At 50.6% G+C, this 15,302-nt stretch carries 17 protein-coding genes and 2 tRNA genes; 16 read left to right on the top strand and 3 right to left on the bottom strand.

Features of this window, described 5'->3' with window-relative positions:
- Positions 1-133: 133 nt before the first annotated feature.
- Together P157_RS0104870 and P157_RS0104875 are read right to left on the bottom strand one after the other, a co-directional pair.
- Positions 134-224: transfer RNA gene (locus tag P157_RS0104870), tRNA-Ser, on the bottom strand.
- A gap of 10 nt (positions 225-234) precedes the next feature.
- Positions 235-323: transfer RNA gene (locus P157_RS0104875), tRNA-Ser, on the bottom strand.
- 136 nt (positions 324-459) lie between these two features.
- Here P157_RS0104875 and murI point away from each other — a divergent pair.
- From murI to sdhB, 12 genes are all read left to right on the top strand, one after another.
- Entirely contained in the window at positions 460-1,239 is a 780-nt protein-coding gene (gene murI, locus P157_RS0104880; protein ID WP_026760011.1) for a glutamate racemase, read from the top strand.
- 76 nt (positions 1,240-1,315) lie between these two features.
- Positions 1,316-1,759 (top strand): acyl-CoA thioesterase, encoded by a 444-nt coding sequence (locus tag P157_RS0104885; protein ID WP_026760012.1) that lies wholly within the window; start codon positions 1,316-1,318, stop codon positions 1,757-1,759.
- 26 nt (positions 1,760-1,785) lie between these two features.
- Entirely contained in the window at positions 1,786-2,337 is a 552-nt protein-coding gene (locus tag P157_RS0104890; RefSeq protein WP_026760013.1) for a hypothetical protein, read from the top strand.
- Between the two features lie 12 nt (positions 2,338-2,349).
- The gene (locus P157_RS0104895) at positions 2,350-3,009 is read left to right on the top strand and encodes a coenzyme F420-0:L-glutamate ligase (protein ID WP_026760014.1); all 660 of its coding nucleotides are present in this window, start codon (positions 2,350-2,352) and stop codon (positions 3,007-3,009) included.
- A 54-nt stretch (positions 3,010-3,063) separates the two neighbouring features.
- Positions 3,064-3,810, top strand: a complete 747-nt coding sequence (rph, locus tag P157_RS0104900; protein ID WP_026760015.1) for a ribonuclease PH — start codon at positions 3,064-3,066, stop codon at positions 3,808-3,810.
- A 17-nt stretch (positions 3,811-3,827) separates the two neighbouring features.
- Entirely contained in the window at positions 3,828-4,427 is a 600-nt protein-coding gene (locus P157_RS0104905; RefSeq protein ID WP_026760016.1) for an XTP/dITP diphosphatase, read from the top strand.
- A complete protein-coding gene (locus P157_RS0104910) occupies positions 4,424-4,909 on the top strand; it encodes a metallophosphoesterase family protein (RefSeq protein ID WP_026760017.1) in 486 nt (161 codons plus the stop codon). Before P157_RS0104905 ends, P157_RS0104910 begins: the two co-directional genes overlap by 4 nt.
- Before the next feature lie 273 nt (positions 4,910-5,182).
- On the top strand, positions 5,183-6,025 hold the full coding sequence (locus P157_RS0104915) for a fumarate hydratase (RefSeq protein ID WP_014423663.1): 843 nt from the start codon (positions 5,183-5,185) through the stop codon (positions 6,023-6,025).
- A 22-nt stretch (positions 6,026-6,047) separates the two neighbouring features.
- The gene (locus tag P157_RS0104920; protein ID WP_014423664.1) at positions 6,048-6,614 is read left to right on the top strand and encodes a Fe-S-containing hydro-lyase; all 567 of its coding nucleotides are present in this window, start codon (positions 6,048-6,050) and stop codon (positions 6,612-6,614) included.
- A 75-nt stretch (positions 6,615-6,689) separates the two neighbouring features.
- Positions 6,690-7,316, top strand: a complete 627-nt coding sequence (locus P157_RS0104925; RefSeq protein WP_026760018.1) for a succinate dehydrogenase — start codon at positions 6,690-6,692, stop codon at positions 7,314-7,316.
- A 36-nt stretch (positions 7,317-7,352) separates the two neighbouring features.
- Entirely contained in the window at positions 7,353-9,260 is a 1,908-nt protein-coding gene (gene sdhA, locus P157_RS0104930) for a succinate dehydrogenase flavoprotein subunit (protein ID WP_026760019.1), read from the top strand.
- A 17-nt stretch (positions 9,261-9,277) separates the two neighbouring features.
- Positions 9,278-10,030 carry a succinate dehydrogenase iron-sulfur subunit gene (gene sdhB, locus P157_RS0104935; RefSeq protein ID WP_026760020.1) on the top strand — a complete coding sequence of 251 codons (753 nt, stop codon included), beginning with the start codon at positions 9,278-9,280 and terminating at the stop codon, positions 10,028-10,030.
- A 49-nt stretch (positions 10,031-10,079) separates the two neighbouring features.
- Here sdhB and P157_RS0104940 read toward each other — a convergent pair whose 3' ends face one another.
- Complete coding sequence (locus P157_RS0104940; RefSeq protein ID WP_026760021.1) at positions 10,080-11,291, bottom strand: Fic family protein; 1,212 nt, start codon at positions 11,289-11,291, stop codon at positions 10,080-10,082.
- Between the two features lie 272 nt (positions 11,292-11,563).
- Between P157_RS0104940 and P157_RS0104945 the strand changes: the two genes are divergently transcribed.
- From P157_RS0104945 to P157_RS0104960, 4 genes are read left to right on the top strand one after another with little or no spacing between them, the layout of a single operon-like run.
- Positions 11,564-13,267, top strand: coding sequence for a GGDEF domain-containing phosphodiesterase (locus P157_RS0104945; RefSeq protein WP_026760022.1), 1,704 nt, complete (start codon positions 11,564-11,566; stop codon positions 13,265-13,267).
- A complete protein-coding gene (gene queF, locus P157_RS0104950; protein WP_026760023.1) occupies positions 13,264-13,758 on the top strand; it encodes a preQ(1) synthase in 495 nt (164 codons plus the stop codon). The genes P157_RS0104945 and queF overlap by 4 nt, the downstream gene beginning before the upstream one ends.
- 25 nt (positions 13,759-13,783) lie before the next feature.
- Positions 13,784-14,611 carry a pyridoxamine kinase gene (locus P157_RS0104955; RefSeq protein WP_037368126.1) on the top strand — a complete coding sequence of 276 codons (828 nt, stop codon included), beginning with the start codon at positions 13,784-13,786 and terminating at the stop codon, positions 14,609-14,611.
- Between the two features lies 1 nt (position 14,612).
- A complete protein-coding gene (locus P157_RS0104960) occupies positions 14,613-15,272 on the top strand; it encodes a TatD family nuclease-associated radical SAM protein (protein WP_026760025.1) in 660 nt (219 codons plus the stop codon).
- The last annotated feature ends 30 nt before the right edge of the window (positions 15,273-15,302 follow it).

Raw genomic sequence — 15,302 nt, forward strand, 5'->3', positions numbered from 1 at the left:
CAGAAAAATCACTTCTCGTTCGTCCCAGATAACGTATGAACGGGATAACTTTAGCACGAGTTAACTGGTAATCTGGAATAAAAAGGAGCTGCGGCAAATGCTTTTGCATTTGTTGCAGCTCCGTATTTTCTAGTGGCGGAGTGGAGAGGATTCGAACCTCCGCACCGGTTACCCAGCCTAACGATTTAGCAAACCGTCCTCTTCAGCCTCTTGAGTACCACTCCATTATTTATATGGCGGAGAGGGTGGGATTCGAACCCACGCACCCTTTCGAGCCTACCGGTTTTCAAGACCGGACTCTTCAACCACTTGAGTACCTCTCCATTAGTCAACAGAATTATTATAGCAGGTGGCCCCTAAACTTGTCAAATGACGGTGATTGCGCTATACTATCATACGTTGCTACTTTGTTTCGTTACATATTAAAGATAGAATTTGCAAGTTCAGGAGTTGAGGGCGTTGAAAATTGCCTTTTTTGATTCCGGCATGGGAGGCCTTTCGGTACTGCATCATGCTATGAAGGTTCTGCCCCATGAGGAGTTTATATTCTATGCCGATGAGGATAATGTTCCTTACGGCACCAAGAGCACGGAGGATGTGCAAAGATTTGTGGGCGAGGCCTTTGACTTCTTATTGAAACAGGATGTAAAGGCCATTGTGGTGGCCTGCAATACGGCAACCTCGGTGGCGGTGGCGGAGATGCGCCGCCGTTATGATTTGCCCATTATCGGCATGGAGCCGGCGGCCAAGAAGGCGCTGGATATGGACGGCACGAAACGCGTGCTGGTGACGGCTACGCCCATTACCGTAAAGGGGCGCAAGATGGAACTTTTGATTGAAAAAGTGGATAAGGACCATCTGGTGGATAGACTGGCTTTGCCGGAGCTGGTGACATTTGCAGAACGCCAGGAGTTCAACTCGCCGGCGGTGACGGATTACCTGCGGGGGGAGCTTGCGCAATTTGACTTGTCAAAATACTCCTCGCTGGTATTGGGCTGCACGCACTTCAACTATTTTAAGGACACCTTACGGGAACTTTTGCCGGACAATGTGCAGTTTGTGGACGGCAATGAGGGCACGGTGCGGGAACTTATCCGCCGCCTCAAGGAGCGCAATCAGCTGGAGCACAATCCCCAGACGGTCACGTACTTTTACTCCGGCCGTCAGGTCACGGATGTCGTGGAATTGGAACGGCTGGAAAACTGCCTTTCCCGGCTGGAGAAGATGTATCGGATTTAAGGCATTCATAACTTGACTTTACGGTGTTTTTGTTCTAGTCTATACATTGTGCGTAAAGTGTTAAGGAGGAATTCTTGTGCCAGTAAATATCGAACATCATGTAAACTTCTACGACACGGACGCCATGGCGGTGGTTCATCACGCCAACTACATCCGTTGGTTTGAAATCGGCCGGGTGGCGTACCTGCGCGAGATTGGCATTACGTTGACGGAAATGATGGATGACGGCTATGTGTTCCCCATTACGGACATCAGCGCCAAATACGTTTCTCCGGGTAAGTTTGATGATAACCTCATCATTGAAACCACGGCTACGGCTCTTACCAAGGTCAAGATGTGTTTCAAATACCGCATCTTGCGGAAGGAGACCGGGGAAGTGCTGGTGACGGGCAAATCCCAGAACGTCTACACCAGCAAGGAGACGGGCCATATCACCCGTCTGCCGGAAAAGTATCTTACGCGTCTGCAGGCTGCTATGGAAAAAGAAAAGGCAGTGGCAGAGGCGCAAAATAAAGAATAAGCAGGGAATTCTAGGGAGGAATTATCGTGAGTTTTTTGACCATAGTGTTACTCGTCATCCTGATTGTTATCTGCGTGACGAAACTCGTTTTGGCCTATCTGGGCTGGGAGGACATCCGCGTGGATACGAGCAGCCCGGTAGAACTTTTGAGCAAGGACGAAAACAGTCTTGTTCTGTCCAAGAAGCTGCACTTCTATAATGAAGGCAAGCAGTGCGCAACCATCATGGATGCTATCTGCCGCAGCCAGTTGCCCTACGAGCAGTATGACGGCATTGAAGTGCGTGCCAAGGCGGAGCGCGAGGGCGAAGTTCGTGAGGACGATTACTTCGAGGCCGTTATCATCCAGAAGAAGGGCGACAAGGCTGGCGAAGACAGCCTGAACGTCTTTGCCAAAATCAAGCTGACCCCGCGCAAGGGCATGAGCCTTGATGAAGCACTGTCTCATATGGTTGACCTGCCTGTGGACTTCATCTGGCAGGAAACGGGCCGCGCTGTTCAGCATTACAACAAGCTGCGCATCGAAATCACGGCGGAAGAAATTGCAAAACTGGCTGGCGTACAGCTGGTGAAGGACTAAGGAGGCACTGAAATGGCTGACGAAATGAAACTTATCCCGGTGCCTACGCGCATCCTGACGGAAAAAGATGATATTGTGGATGCCATCGAGCATTACACGAAAGATAAAATCGGTGAAAATGACCTGCTCTGCTGCGCTGAATCTGTAGTAGCCATCACCCAGGGCCGCTTCGTGCGTCCTGAGGACCTCAAAATCTCCGGTCTGGCTAAATTCTGCTGCCGCTTCATTCCGGACTACGGTTCTCTTGCTTCGCCGCATGGCATGCAGTCCCTGATGGATGTAGAAGGCAAATGGCGGGTAGCCTTTGCTCTGTTCGCTGGCTTTGTGGCCAAAATCTTTGGCAAGAGCGGTATGTTCTACGTTTGGGGCGGCAAGGAAACGGCCATGATTGACGATGTTACGGGCACCATGCCTCCGTTTGATAAGTGCATCGTTTACGGGCCGGGCGAACCGTATGAAGTCGTAAAGCGCATCAAGGAACGCCTGGGCTGCTTTGGTGCTATGATTGCTGACGTTAATGACCTCAAGCGCAGCCGCGTGGTGGGCATTACCGAAGGTACGGACGGCGAGATTGCCCGCAATCTGCTCATTGATAATCCGTTCGGCAACGCTTCCCAGAAGACGCCAATCTGCATTATTAAGAATTACAAGCAGTATCAGGAAAGCAAATAAAGTGATTGTAAGGAGAGCTGTGCTAGTTCACGGCTCTTTTTTAGGAGTGATGATATGGAGCGTTTTAGGCACCGTGCCGCAGACGAACTGCGCCCCTGTAAAATTCACCGCAAATTTCAAAAGTATCCCGCAGGTTCCGTGCTTATCGAGATGGGCAACACCAAGGTAATCTGTGCGGCAACCGTGGAGGAGAGAGTGCCCTTCTTTCTGAAAGGCACTGGCGAAGGCTGGATTACGGCGGAGTATTCCCTGCTGCCCAGCGCCACAGGAACCCGCACGCAGAGGGAAGCGGTGAAGGGCAAACAGTCCGGCCGCACCCAGGAAATCGAGCGGCTTATCGGCCGTTCTCTGCGCTCTGTGGTGGATACCAAGGCTTTGGGCGAGCGTACCATCATGATTGACTGTGATGTGATTCAGGCCGATGGCGGTACGCGCACGGCTTCCATCACTGGTGCTTTTGTGGCTTTGGTGGAGGCCTGTGCGACCTTCTATCAGAAGGGGGGAATCTTTCCCGTCAAGGACTTTCTCGCAGCTATCAGTGTGGGCATAAGCGCCGACAATGAGCCTCTGCTGGACTTGTGCTATGAGGAAGATTCCACGGCTATGGTGGATATGAATGTCGTGATGACGGGCTTTGGCAAGTTCGTGGAGGTACAGGGGACAGGAGAGGGCCGTCCCTTTGACCATCAGGAACTTAATAGCCTGCTTTCTCTGGGGGAGAAAGGCTGCCGTGAGCTGATTTCCTACGAGAAAGATATATTGGGGAGCCAACTGGTCTGGCTGGTTGGCCGAGAAGGATAATTTTAGGGGAGTTTTACATGAAGAAGATTGTCATTGCCACGAAAAATGCAGGCAAAGTTCGGGAAATGAAGGATGCTTTTGCACATCTGCCTGTGGAAGTGGTGGCTTTGTCGGAATTTGGGCAGCTGCCCAATGCCATTGAAGACGGGGAAACCTTTGCAGAAAATGCGGCCATCAAGGCGAAGTTTTATATGGAAAAAACAGGCTGTGCCTGCCTCGCGGATGATTCCGGGCTGGAAGTAGCTGTATTGGGCGGCCGTCCTGGCGTGTATTCCTCCCGCTATGCCGGTTATAATGCCGAGGATTGGGCCAACAATCAGAAGATGCTGGAAGAACTCTGCATTGCCGATGTGGAAGAATCTCCGGCGAACTATCGCTGCAGTCTTTGCTTTGCGGATACGGATGGTACGCTTCTGACGGCAGATGGCCGCTGCGATGGCGTCGTAAGGAAAATTCCCCATGGCAAGAATGGGTTTGGCTATGACCCGTATTTCTACACCAATGAATATGCTGGCCGTACCATGGCAGAACTGACCATGGAGGAAAAGAACCGCATCAGCCATCGGGGACGGGCTCTGCGCAAGCTGACGCAGAAATTAGAGGAGCATCTGGCATGAAGATAGGCATTGTCAGCGACAGCCACGGCGGCTACCAGTATCTTGATACGATGCTGGCCTGTAAAGAAGCCAGGAATGTGAAACTGTGGCTCTTTGCCGGGGATATTGCCATGGACGCGGACTATCTGGCTATGGTGACGGATAAGGAAGTCATCCGTGTAGCAGGCAATAACGACTGGCCCGGAGGCCGTCTGCCTGACTATGAAACCGTCGATATTGCAGGCCATACCATCCTTTTGACACATGGCCATTTGTTCGGCGTGAATTTTGGCCTGAACAATTTGCAGCAGGCAGCCTTGGATGTCGGCGCGGATATTGCAGTCTACGGTCATACGCATGTGGCAGTAGAGGAGATGAAAGGTGATGTGCTGATATTAAATCCTGGCAGCATATCACGTCCACGGGATGCAAGCAATGGTTCTTTCATGGTGATGGATTTGCAGCCCGATAAATCTCCTTGTGTAAAACTGATAAGAATATAAATTTTATTAATCGTATAATCGTTATCAAATAGAAAAATTTTATATTTTTTTATAAAAAAGTCCTGCTTTTAGCAGGATTTTTTTTGCGAATATCTAATATTAATATTGATGTGATAATAGTCACGCTAAGAGGTAACAAAGAATACAAAAAGTGAACGCGATTCACTATTTATGCGGTTAGATGGCATTTTCAGAATGCTTGAAAACTAATAGAAAATGTGTTATTATGTGCCTGCTGATGTGTGATAAAGTGTATTTATGGGAGGGATTACTTTGCGAGAAATTGACGCAAAACAAATCACGGAAACCGTGGCACAGATGTGCAAAGAAGCGGCCTATTACCTTCCGGATGACGTGTATAACGCCATGAAGAAGGCAAGAGAAACGGAGACTTCTCCGGTTGGCCAGAATGTTCTCGACCAGATTATCCGCAATGCGGAAATCGCCAAGGCAGAAGACCGTCCTTACTGCCAGGATACGGGCATGACCATCGTATTCCTGGAAGTTGGTCAGGATCTGCACATTACGGGCGGCCTGCTGGAAGATGCCGTAAATGCCGGTATTTCCAAAGGCTACACCGAAGGTTATCTGCGTAAATCCGTGGTCGGCGAACCGCTCTTCAACCGTGTAAACACCAAGGACAACACGCCGGGTGTTATCTACACGAAGATTGTAGCCGGTGACAAGCTCAAAATCACCGTAGCTCCGAAGGGCTTTGGTTCCGAGAACAAGTCCGGCGTTAAGATGCTGGTGCCCGCTGATGGCGTGGAAGGCGTTAAGAAAGCCGTTATGGACATCATCCTCCATGCCAGCATGAATCCGTGCCCGCCGATGGTTGTCGGCGTTGGTATCGGTGGTACCATGGACAGAGCAGCCCTCCTTTCCAAACTGGCTCTGACGCGTTCTGTTGACGAACGCAACCCGATGCCGGAATACGCCAAACTGGAAGGCGAACTCCTTGAACTCATCAATCAGACGGGTATTGGCCCCCAGCTGGGCGGCAACACCTCGGCACTGGCTGTAAACGTAGAGTGGGGCCCCACGCATATTGCAGGCCTGCCGGTAGCTGTAACGATTTGCTGCCACGCTATGCGTCATAAACAGCGTGTACTTTGATGGAAGACGGGAGGAAATATAAATGGCTGAACAGATTCGGATTCAGACTCCGTTTACGGAAGAAATGAGCCGCAAGCTTAAAGCAGGCGATGCGGTACTGATCTCGGGCGAAATCATCGCTGCCCGTGACGCTGCCCACAAGGCAATGACGGAAGCGCTTGCCCGTGGCGAAAAACTGCCGGTTGACTGGCAGAATCAGATGGTTTATTATCTTGGCCCGACGCCGGCAAAACCGGGTGACCCCATCGGTTCCTGCGGCCCGACGACCTCCGGCCGTATGGATGCCTACACCCCGACAATGCTCGAACAGGGCATCAAGGGCATGATTGGCAAAGGCTCCCGTTCCAAGGAAGTCGTTGAGTCCATGAAGAAAAACGGCGTGACTTACTTTGCTGCCGTGGGTGGTGCTGCTGCCCTGATTGCTAAGTCCGTCAAGAAGTATGAAGTTCTCGCTTATCCTGAGCTTGGCCCTGAAGCTGTGGCCCGCCTCACCGTTGAGGACTTCCCCGCTATCGTCGTAATCGACTGTGAAGGCAACAACCTTTACGAGACGAATCAGGCTAAGTATCGTACGCTGAAAGGCTACTGATAAAGGTAAAAGAGTGGAACAAGGCGGGCACGAGATTTTGCCCACTATTCCAGGAATTATTTTAGGAGGTATAGAATGTTTCACACAACTTTTTACGTGCGTCGTCTGCATTCACTAGTGGGCCTCTTGGCGCTGGGCATGGTGCTCTTTGAGCATATCTTCACCAACTCCATGGCTCTTGGCGGCGCTCCTGCACTTAACGGAGCCCTGGCAATGATGGAGCTCATTCCGCATCCGATTTTCCTCGGACTGGAAATTGGTGCAATCGCAGCACCGCTGCTCTTCCATGCCATCTATGGCATCTACATCTGCCTGCAGGCTAAGAACAATCCGGAACGCTATGGCTATGTCCGCAACTGGCAGTTCGCTCTCCAGCGCTGGACGGCTTGGTTCCTGGTAGTGTTCCTCGTATGGCACATCTTCTACCTGCGTATCTTCACCAAAGGTATCGCTGGCGTGCCCATTTCCTATGAACTTCTGCAGAACTACTTCGTAGCAAATCCTGTTTATGCCGTTCTCTACATCCTCGGTATGTTTGCTGCCATCTTCCATTTCTGCAATGGTATCACCACCTTCTGCATGACCTGGGGTATTGCGAAAGGTCCCCGCGTCCAGAATGTGATTAGTGCACTGAGCATGGGCCTCTGCGCTGTGCTGTGCCTTGTGACCCTGGCATTTATGGGCAGCTACTTTGTGATGTAATTGCCTTTGTGTATGGCAAAGTAAAGGAGAATTTCAATGGCTAATAAACCTGAAAAAAAGATTATTGTCGTAGGCGGCGGCCTCTCCGGCCTCATGGCTACGCTGAAAATCTGCGAAGACGGCGGTAAGGTTGACCTCTTCTCTTATTGCCCGGTAAAACGCTCCCACTCTCTGTGCGCACAGGGCGGTATGAACGCCTGCATGGATACCAAGGGCGAGCATGACTCCATCTATGAGCACTTCGATGATACGGTATACGGCGGTGACTTCCTGGCTGACCAGCTGGCTGTTAAAGGCATGGTTGAAGCAGCTCCGAAGCTCGTGCACATGTTTGACCGCATGGGCGTGCCTTTCACCCGTACGCCGGAAGGTGTTCTTGACCTCCGTAACTTCGGTGGCCAGAAGAACAAACGTACCGTATTTGCCGGTTCTACGACGGGCCAGCAGCTCCTCTATGCTCTCGACGAGCAGGTTCGCCGTTGGGAAGTTAAGGGCGGCGTAAAGAAATATGAATTCTGGGAATTCATCAAGATCATCAAGAACAAAGACGGTGTTTGCCGTGGTATCGTTGCTCAGAACATGAACTCCAACGAAATCCAGGCTTTCCCCGCTGATGTGGTAATCCTTGCTACTGGTGGCCCTGGCCAGGTATATGGCCGCTGCACGGCTTCCACCATCTGCAATGGTTCCGCCGTATCTGCTGTTTACCAGCAGGGCGCAGAAATCGGCAACCCCGAATTCCTGCAGATTCATCCGACGGCTATTCCGGGTTCTGATAAGAACCGTCTGATGTCCGAAGCCTGCCGTGGTGAAGGCGGCCGCGTTTGGGTATATCGCAAGAACCCCCAGACGGGCGAAAAAGAACGCTGGTACTTCCTCGAAGATATGTATCCGGCATACGGCAACCTCGTACCGCGTGACGTTGCTTCCCGTGCAATCTACAAGGTCGTTGTTCACATGGGCCTCGGCATGACCAACCCGAACCGCGTATACCTCGACCTCTCCCATATCCCGGCTGATTACCTCGAACGCAAGCTCGGCGGTATCCTCGAAATGTACGATGATTTCGTAGGTCAGGATCCGCGTAAGGTGCCGATGGAAATCTTCCCGTCCATCCATTACTCCATGGGTGGTATCTGGGTAGACAGAGAACACCACACCAACATCCCGGGCCTCATGGCTTCCGGCGAATGCGACTACCAGTACCATGGTGCAAACCGTCTGGGTGCAAACTCCCTGCTGTCTGCTACCTATTCCGGCACGATTTCCGGTCCGGAAGCTCTGCGCCTCGCTCGCAGCGGCAAGCTCGGTGACGCTCTCACCGCAGAAGAACTCGAAGCAGCCCGTCAGGAATGCGTTGCTGAATTCGATAAGATTCGCAACATGAACGGTGCTGAAAATGCACATCAGATGCACCATGAACTCGGTGACATCATGTACAAGTACGTGTCCATCGAACGCGATAACAACGGCCTCAAACAGTGCATGAAAGAACTCCATGCCCTGCTCAAACGTTGGGACAACATCGGTGTTACGGACCATGGCAACTGGGCAAACCAGGAAGCTATGTTCGTTCGTCAGCTCCGCAACATGATCATCTATGCTATGGCCATCACCAAGTCCGCTCTGCAGCGTGACGAAAGCCGTGGCGCTCATGCCAAGATTGTGCTCAAATCCGACTACGATTCCTGGGATGCAGCTAAGAAGCAGGCCTTCGATGAAAAGAATGGCAAATACCATTTCGATGCTGAGACTGGCCGTGCCATGACTGACGATGGCAATGATGATTTGCTGTTCTTTGGCCGTGATGATGAGAAATTCATGCGTACCACGGTGGTATCTTTTGACGCTGCCAACAGTGAACCGGAAGTTTCCTATCGTGAATTTGAACACTCTCTCATTAAGCCGCGTCTGCGTAACTACGCTGTAGCTAAGAAAGAGTAAGAGGGAGGACAATAACAATGGCAGAACAGAAAAAAGTCAGATTCGTAATCGAGCGTCAGGATGGCCCGGATTCGGCCCCCTATACGCAAGAATTCGATGTAGATTACCGTCCGGGCCTCAACGTTGTTGCCGCCCTGATGGAAATTCAGAAGAACCCGGTCACCGTTGACGGCAAGAAAGTTGCTCCTGTTGTTTGGGAATGCAACTGCCTGGAAAAAGTTTGCGGTGCCTGCATGATGGTTATCAACGGCAAAGCTCGTCAGGCTTGCTGCTCCCTGATTGACAATCTGGAACAGCCCATCCGCCTGCAGCCGGCTCGTACGTTCCCGGTTATCCGTGACCTCTTAATCGACCGCTCTGTTATGTTTGAAAGCCTCAAACGCATTCAGGGCTGGGTTGAAGTTGACGGCACCTGGGAAGTTAAGGATGCTCCGATTCAGAACCCGTACACCGCACAGACGGCTTACGAGATTTCTCACTGCATGACCTGCGGCTGCTGCATGGAAGCATGCCCGAACGTAGGTCCGCAGTCCGACTTCATCGGCCCGTCCCCGACGGTTCAGGCATATCTCTTCAACCTGCATCCGCTGGGAAAATTCGACGCTCCGAAGCGCCTGAATGCCCTGATGGAAAAAGGCGGCATCACCAGCTGCGGCAACAGCCAGAACTGCGTACAGGCCTGCCCGAAGAACATCAAGCTCACGACTTATCTCGCACAGCTTAACCGCGATGTGAATAAGCAGGCTCTGAAGAATATCTTCAACCACTAATTGCATAAGCAATAGCAATAATGCCCCCGCCGTTGGCGGGGGCATTTTGTCACTCTTGAGAGTGTGTATAGCGGAGCTTGTATAAATAATTTTTCGTCCTGCTGTCAACTAGCAATAGTTCAGCAGGAATTTTTTTTAGGTGGGCATAGATAGTGTTTTCGCTTTTGTCCAGATATTTTTGTAAGTCCTTCATACTAAGACCATGGGGAGAGAAGATTGTGCCTTGCAGGAGCAGGTCGCAGAGGTGATTGGTGGTTTTATTGGGGAGGTCGAGTTTTGTCAGCTTAGGCAGGCAGCTTTCATAGTTGGCAAGTTTTTCCTGTAAAGCATAACTGGTGTTTTGCAGGGCTTCTACGGAAAATTCCAGCATGCCGGTGATAAAGGGGGTCAGGTCGCCGCGATTGCAGTCGGCATCGGTGATGGTAAAGAGCTTATAATATTTGCTGCGTTGGTTCTTAATTAGCACAGATAGGCCCAAAGCAACAGCTGGATGGAGTCTCTGTGTCAGATAATAGGCGGTAATAAAGCGGGACAGGCGGCCGTTACCATCATAGAAGGGATGGATATAGCCGAAGAGGTAATGGAAAATCGCCACGCGGATGAAGATAGGGAGGGTGTCATCATTGAGGATGGCAAGAGCGTTATCCATATATGCGATGATTTTGGCTTCGGGGTAGAGTCCGCGATGGACGGTTTTCTGGGAGGCGGACACGATATCTACACTGTCACGGCGGAAAATTTTGCCATCGGGCAAATTATGTGGTTCTTCGCGCTTTATCTCGTCATAGATAAAATCGTCAAATAAGCGACGGATATCCTGGCTGCTATTGAGGTTAAGTTTTGCACCGTCTATAATTTTTTCGTATTGGCTGACAAGGTTCCCTAGCCGTAGGGAGGAACGTTCCTGTACAGGACGGTTAAGGGCATCTATAATTTCCTTGCGGGTACTGCGTACCCCTTCGATATCATTACTGGACTTAATTTCGTCAATCAGGCAGGTGTGAAGGTAGAGGGGCATTGCCATAGGCGGCAGTCTGCCTGCAGTTTGTGTGAATTGATGAAATCCATTCATGATTTTGTCCTGCAGCAATGCAATCTCTTCCGTGTAGCAAAAAAAAGCAGGATGCTCCTGTTGGCGGCCATATTGGCTGATACTGACAGGCAAATGACGTGCTGCTGCGCTGTGGAAGCGTTGGCTGTATTCCTTTTCCCAGTCAGCTGGGCTTTTATAGTAGATATGATAAAGAGATTCGTAAAGCATAGTAATAACCTCATGATAAAAATTGCGGTGATTTACATACAAGACCTCAAAAATGATAGATTTTGAGGTCTTGTATGTATTATAGCTCAAAAAAGGGAATTTATCCATAGAAAAGAGTTGGCGGATATTGTTAAACTACAAAGGAGAATTTGTAGTTTCGAGTATTGTTATTTTCTTGTTTTCACTTGCTTATAACCCCTGTTTAGGTATATCATATAGATAAGTGGGTATGTTGCCCAAATAATGATAATCGGCAATGTAGGATGATAATTATGAGAAAGAATAATCGTATTCCCCTAAGCCCTTGTTTGCGCCGTTTCCGCTTCTATTTTGATTTGCTGGGTAAGACGGCCAAAGACTATCTGTTTTTTACGGATTTACAGGAAAATTTGGTAATGGTGTCGCCGAATCTGGCCAATGAGTTTGACCTGCCCGGCGAAATCATGTATGACTTTGACCAGTATTGGATGCCACTAGTTCATCCCGAGGAGCGGGGGAGCTATCAGGCCTCAATCGCCAAGGTCATGGCTTCTAAGGTGCCTTGTGAACATAATATGGAGTACCGGGTTAAGACCCGCAAAGGCGAGTATGTCTGGATAAGCTGCCGTGGCCGGGTCGGACTTGACCGTGACGGTAATCCCTATATGTTTGTGGGAACCATGTCCCGCATGGCTCAGCGTAATCAAGCGGATGAGGTGACTGGTCTCCTGAACAAGTATCAGTTTGAGCATGCGGTCAAGATGGCGCTGGCGCAGTACCGGACAACTGGTGAAGGCGGGGCCATTATGGTGATGGGCCTGGATAATTTCAAGATTGTCAACGAAACGTATAATCGCATGACCGGGGATTTGGTTCTGAAGCGGGTGTCGGATATCATTGGCAATGTTATCCCTTCAGAACTCACGCTGTTCAAGCTGGATGGGGATGAGTTCGCCCTGATTTATCCCGGTGCCAAGGAGCAGGAAGTGGCGGAAATCTTTGCCAGCGTGCAGAGTGCCCTGTCACGCCCTCAGGACATTGAAGGTCACCAGTATTTTTGCACGGCTTCCTGTGGCACTGTATTCTATCCCGAGGCTGGGAAGGATTATCTGGTGCTGCATAAGCATGCAGAAGCGGCTATGGATATTGCCAAGCGGGAAGGCAAAAACCGCAATACGATTTTCAGCAAAGAGCAGTACAACCGCTGGGTGCGCTCGATTTCCATGCGGGACAGCATTTGGGAGAGCGTGGAAAATGGCTGCGTAGGGTTCAGTCTGTTCTTCCAGCCTCAGGTCAGCGCCGGTGACCAGAAACTTATCGGTGCGGAAGCTCTGCTGCGCTGGAAAAATCCCAAGGGCCGCATGGTGGCACCGATGGAATTTATTCCCATTTTGGAGGAAACCAAGCTCATCATACCCGTGGGCAAATGGGTGGCAGAGCAGGCCATCAAGACCTGTAAGAAGTGGCGGCGTTATGTGCCGAATTTCCGGGTCAGCGTCAATATGAGCTACGAGCAAATAAAGGATTTATCCTTTAAGAAATTCGTAGAGGAGTGTCTGGAGCGTTATGACATGCCGTCGGATTCCATTGTGCTGGAACTTACGGAGAGTAAGATTGTAGCGGACTGGACGTTTATCAACAAGCAGTTTGATTCCTTCCGTCAGATGGGGATTGCCGTGGCTATGGATGACTTTGGCACGGGCTATTCTTCGTTGGCCTCTTTGAAGAATCTTTCCTGCGATATCGTCAAGATTGACCGGGAATTCGTGAAGAAGATTCTGGAAAATGAGTTTGACCGCCGTCTGGTGCAGTATGTGGTAGACCTTTGCCACAGCATTGGCATTTACTGCTGCATTGAAGGGGTGGAAGAAGAAGCTGAATATGAGCTTTTGACCAAGGAATGCAAGGCAGATGCCATTCAGGGATATTTGTTCGGCCATCCGGAAAGCGTGGCCGACTTTGAAGAGAAATTTCTTAAGTTGGAGAAAGAGGCATAATGCGAAACAAGGAACAAGAAGATATCACATTATTGGGCAAGAAGAAAGTCAAGTATCACTATGACTATTGTCCGGAGATTCTGGAGACTTTCCAGAACCGTCATCCGGAAAATGATTACTGGGTGAAGTTTAACTGCCCGGAATTTACAGCGCTGTGCCCCATTACGGGACAGCCGGATTACGCGACAATCTACATCAGTTATGTGCCCAAAGAGAAGATGGTGGAGAGTAAATCCCTGAAACTGTATTTAGTGAGTTTCCGCAATCATGGGGATTTCCATGAGGATGTTGTCAATGTCATCATGAAGGACCTCGTGAAGTTAATGGAGCCCAAGTATATCGAAGTTTGGGGCAAATTCCTGCCGCGTGGGGGTATTTCCATTGACCCCTATGCCAATTATGGACAGCCCGGTACCAAGTTCGAGGAACTGGCCTGGCGCCGTTTTGCCGAGCACGATATGGTGGCCATGGATAAGGTGGACAACCGCTAACCACTAGATTCTGGGAGGAGATTCCTTGCGAAGACGTCAAAAACGCATTGCCCTGATAAACGATATAACCGGTTTTGGCCGCTGTTCCGTGGCGGTGGAGCTGCCCCTGATTTCCGCGATGAAGATTCAGGCCTGCCCGCTGCCCACAGCCATCCTGTCGGTGCACACAGGCTTTGAGCACCACTATTTGGACGACTATACAGCGAGGATGAAGCCCTATATGGACAGCTGGGAGAAAAACCAGCTGTCCTTTGATGGTATTTGCACAGGCTTTTTGGGCTCGGTGAAGCAGATTGCCATTGTGGAGGAGTTTATCCGCCGCTTCAAGCAGCCCTATACCCGGGTGATGGTTGACCCCGTGATGGGGGATAATGGCAAGCTCTACAGCTCCTACAATATGGAGATGTGTGCGGAGATGCGCCGCCTGCTGGCCTATGCGGATTTGGTGACGCCAAACCTTACGGAAGCCTGCATCCTGCTGGATATTTCTTATCCTAAGAATGGTCATGTGACCAACGAGGAATTGGAGTATATGGCCAGTGAACTGGCTTCGCAGGGGCCGTCTCAGGTGATTATTACAGGACTGCATGGTGAGGATTCCCTGCGGAACTTTATCTACGAAGCTGGCCGGGGCAAGGTGCTCACGGTGGAAAAAGTCGGGGGGGACCGCTCCGGTACTGGAGATGCCTTTGCTGCCATCGTGGCCGGCAGTCTTATCAACGGGGAATCCTTAGAGGAAGCCGCTGTCAAGGCTGCGGAGTTTATCAAGAAATGTTTGGGCTATGCGGTGAAACTGGATTTGCCCTGGAATTATGGTTTGCCATTTGAAGAATATCTTAGGGAGCTGAAGTAAATTGTTAGTCTATGCAACCCACAAGGGGGGCAGGTACTTGCCTCTGGAGGAAAGCCTGAAAGAACAGCCGGAAGGCAAGCGGAATCTCTATGTCAACATTACCAATGAATGCAACTGCGCCTGCACTTTCTGCCTGCGCAATATGAAAAAGATGGCGGAAGAATCCAGCCTGTGGCTGAAAAAGCGGCCCACAGTCGATGAGCTAAAAGCAGCCTTGGATGATGTCCCCTGGGAATATATCCGGGAAGTGGTGTTCTGTGGTTTCGGTGAGCCGACCATGCAGCTGGCAACACTTACGGAACTTCTGCACTATGTGAAGGAGCAGCATCCGGAGCTGCCTACCCGCCTCAATACCAATGGGCTCGGGGAACTGGAATATAGCAGGGAAATCGCCGCAGATTTTCAGGGTGTTCTCGATACCATTTCCATCAGTCTCAATGCTTCCAATGCGGAACGCTATTACGAGCTGACCAGAGCCAAGTATGGCCTGAAGTCCTATGAGGCCATGCTGGACTTTGCAGAGCACTGCAAGAAGTATGTGCCGAACGTGGTGCTGACCATCGTGGACAAGGTGGAAGGTCCGGAAGAAATCGCCAAATGCCAGGCCATCTGTGATGCGCGGGGGCTGACCCTGCGGGTGCGTCCTTACGAGGACAGCTGATTTTAGACAAAAATAAAAGCTTGTGGACAG

The sequence above is a fragment of the Selenomonas ruminantium AC2024 genome (assembly GCF_000687995.1).
Classification (GTDB): Bacteria; Bacillota; Negativicutes; order Selenomonadales; family Selenomonadaceae; genus Selenomonas_A; species Selenomonas_A ruminantium_B.

Excerpts from the sequence above, each read along its gene's own strand:
- P157_RS0104895 (WP_026760014.1), top strand. The coding sequence starts at position 2,350 with ATGGCTGACGAAATGAAACTTATCCCGGTGCCTACGCGCATCCTGACG.
- rph (WP_026760015.1), top strand. The coding sequence starts at position 3,064 with ATGGAGCGTTTTAGGCACCGTGCCGCAGACGAACTGCGCCCCTGTAAA.
- P157_RS0104905 (WP_026760016.1), top strand. The coding sequence starts at position 3,828 with ATGAAGAAGATTGTCATTGCCACGAAAAATGCAGGCAAAGTTCGGGAA.
- P157_RS0104910 (WP_026760017.1), top strand. The coding sequence starts at position 4,424 with ATGAAGATAGGCATTGTCAGCGACAGCCACGGCGGCTACCAGTATCTT.
- P157_RS0104920 (WP_014423664.1), top strand. The coding sequence starts at position 6,048 with ATGGCTGAACAGATTCGGATTCAGACTCCGTTTACGGAAGAAATGAGC.
- P157_RS0104925 (WP_026760018.1), top strand. The coding sequence starts at position 6,690 with ATGTTTCACACAACTTTTTACGTGCGTCGTCTGCATTCACTAGTGGGC.
- sdhA (WP_026760019.1), top strand. The coding sequence starts at position 7,353 with ATGGCTAATAAACCTGAAAAAAAGATTATTGTCGTAGGCGGCGGCCTC.
- sdhB (WP_026760020.1), top strand. The coding sequence starts at position 9,278 with ATGGCAGAACAGAAAAAAGTCAGATTCGTAATCGAGCGTCAGGATGGC.
- P157_RS0104940 (WP_026760021.1), bottom strand. The coding sequence starts at position 11,291 with ATGCTTTACGAATCTCTTTATCATATCTACTATAAAAGCCCAGCTGAC.
- P157_RS0104945 (WP_026760022.1), top strand. The coding sequence starts at position 11,564 with ATGAGAAAGAATAATCGTATTCCCCTAAGCCCTTGTTTGCGCCGTTTC.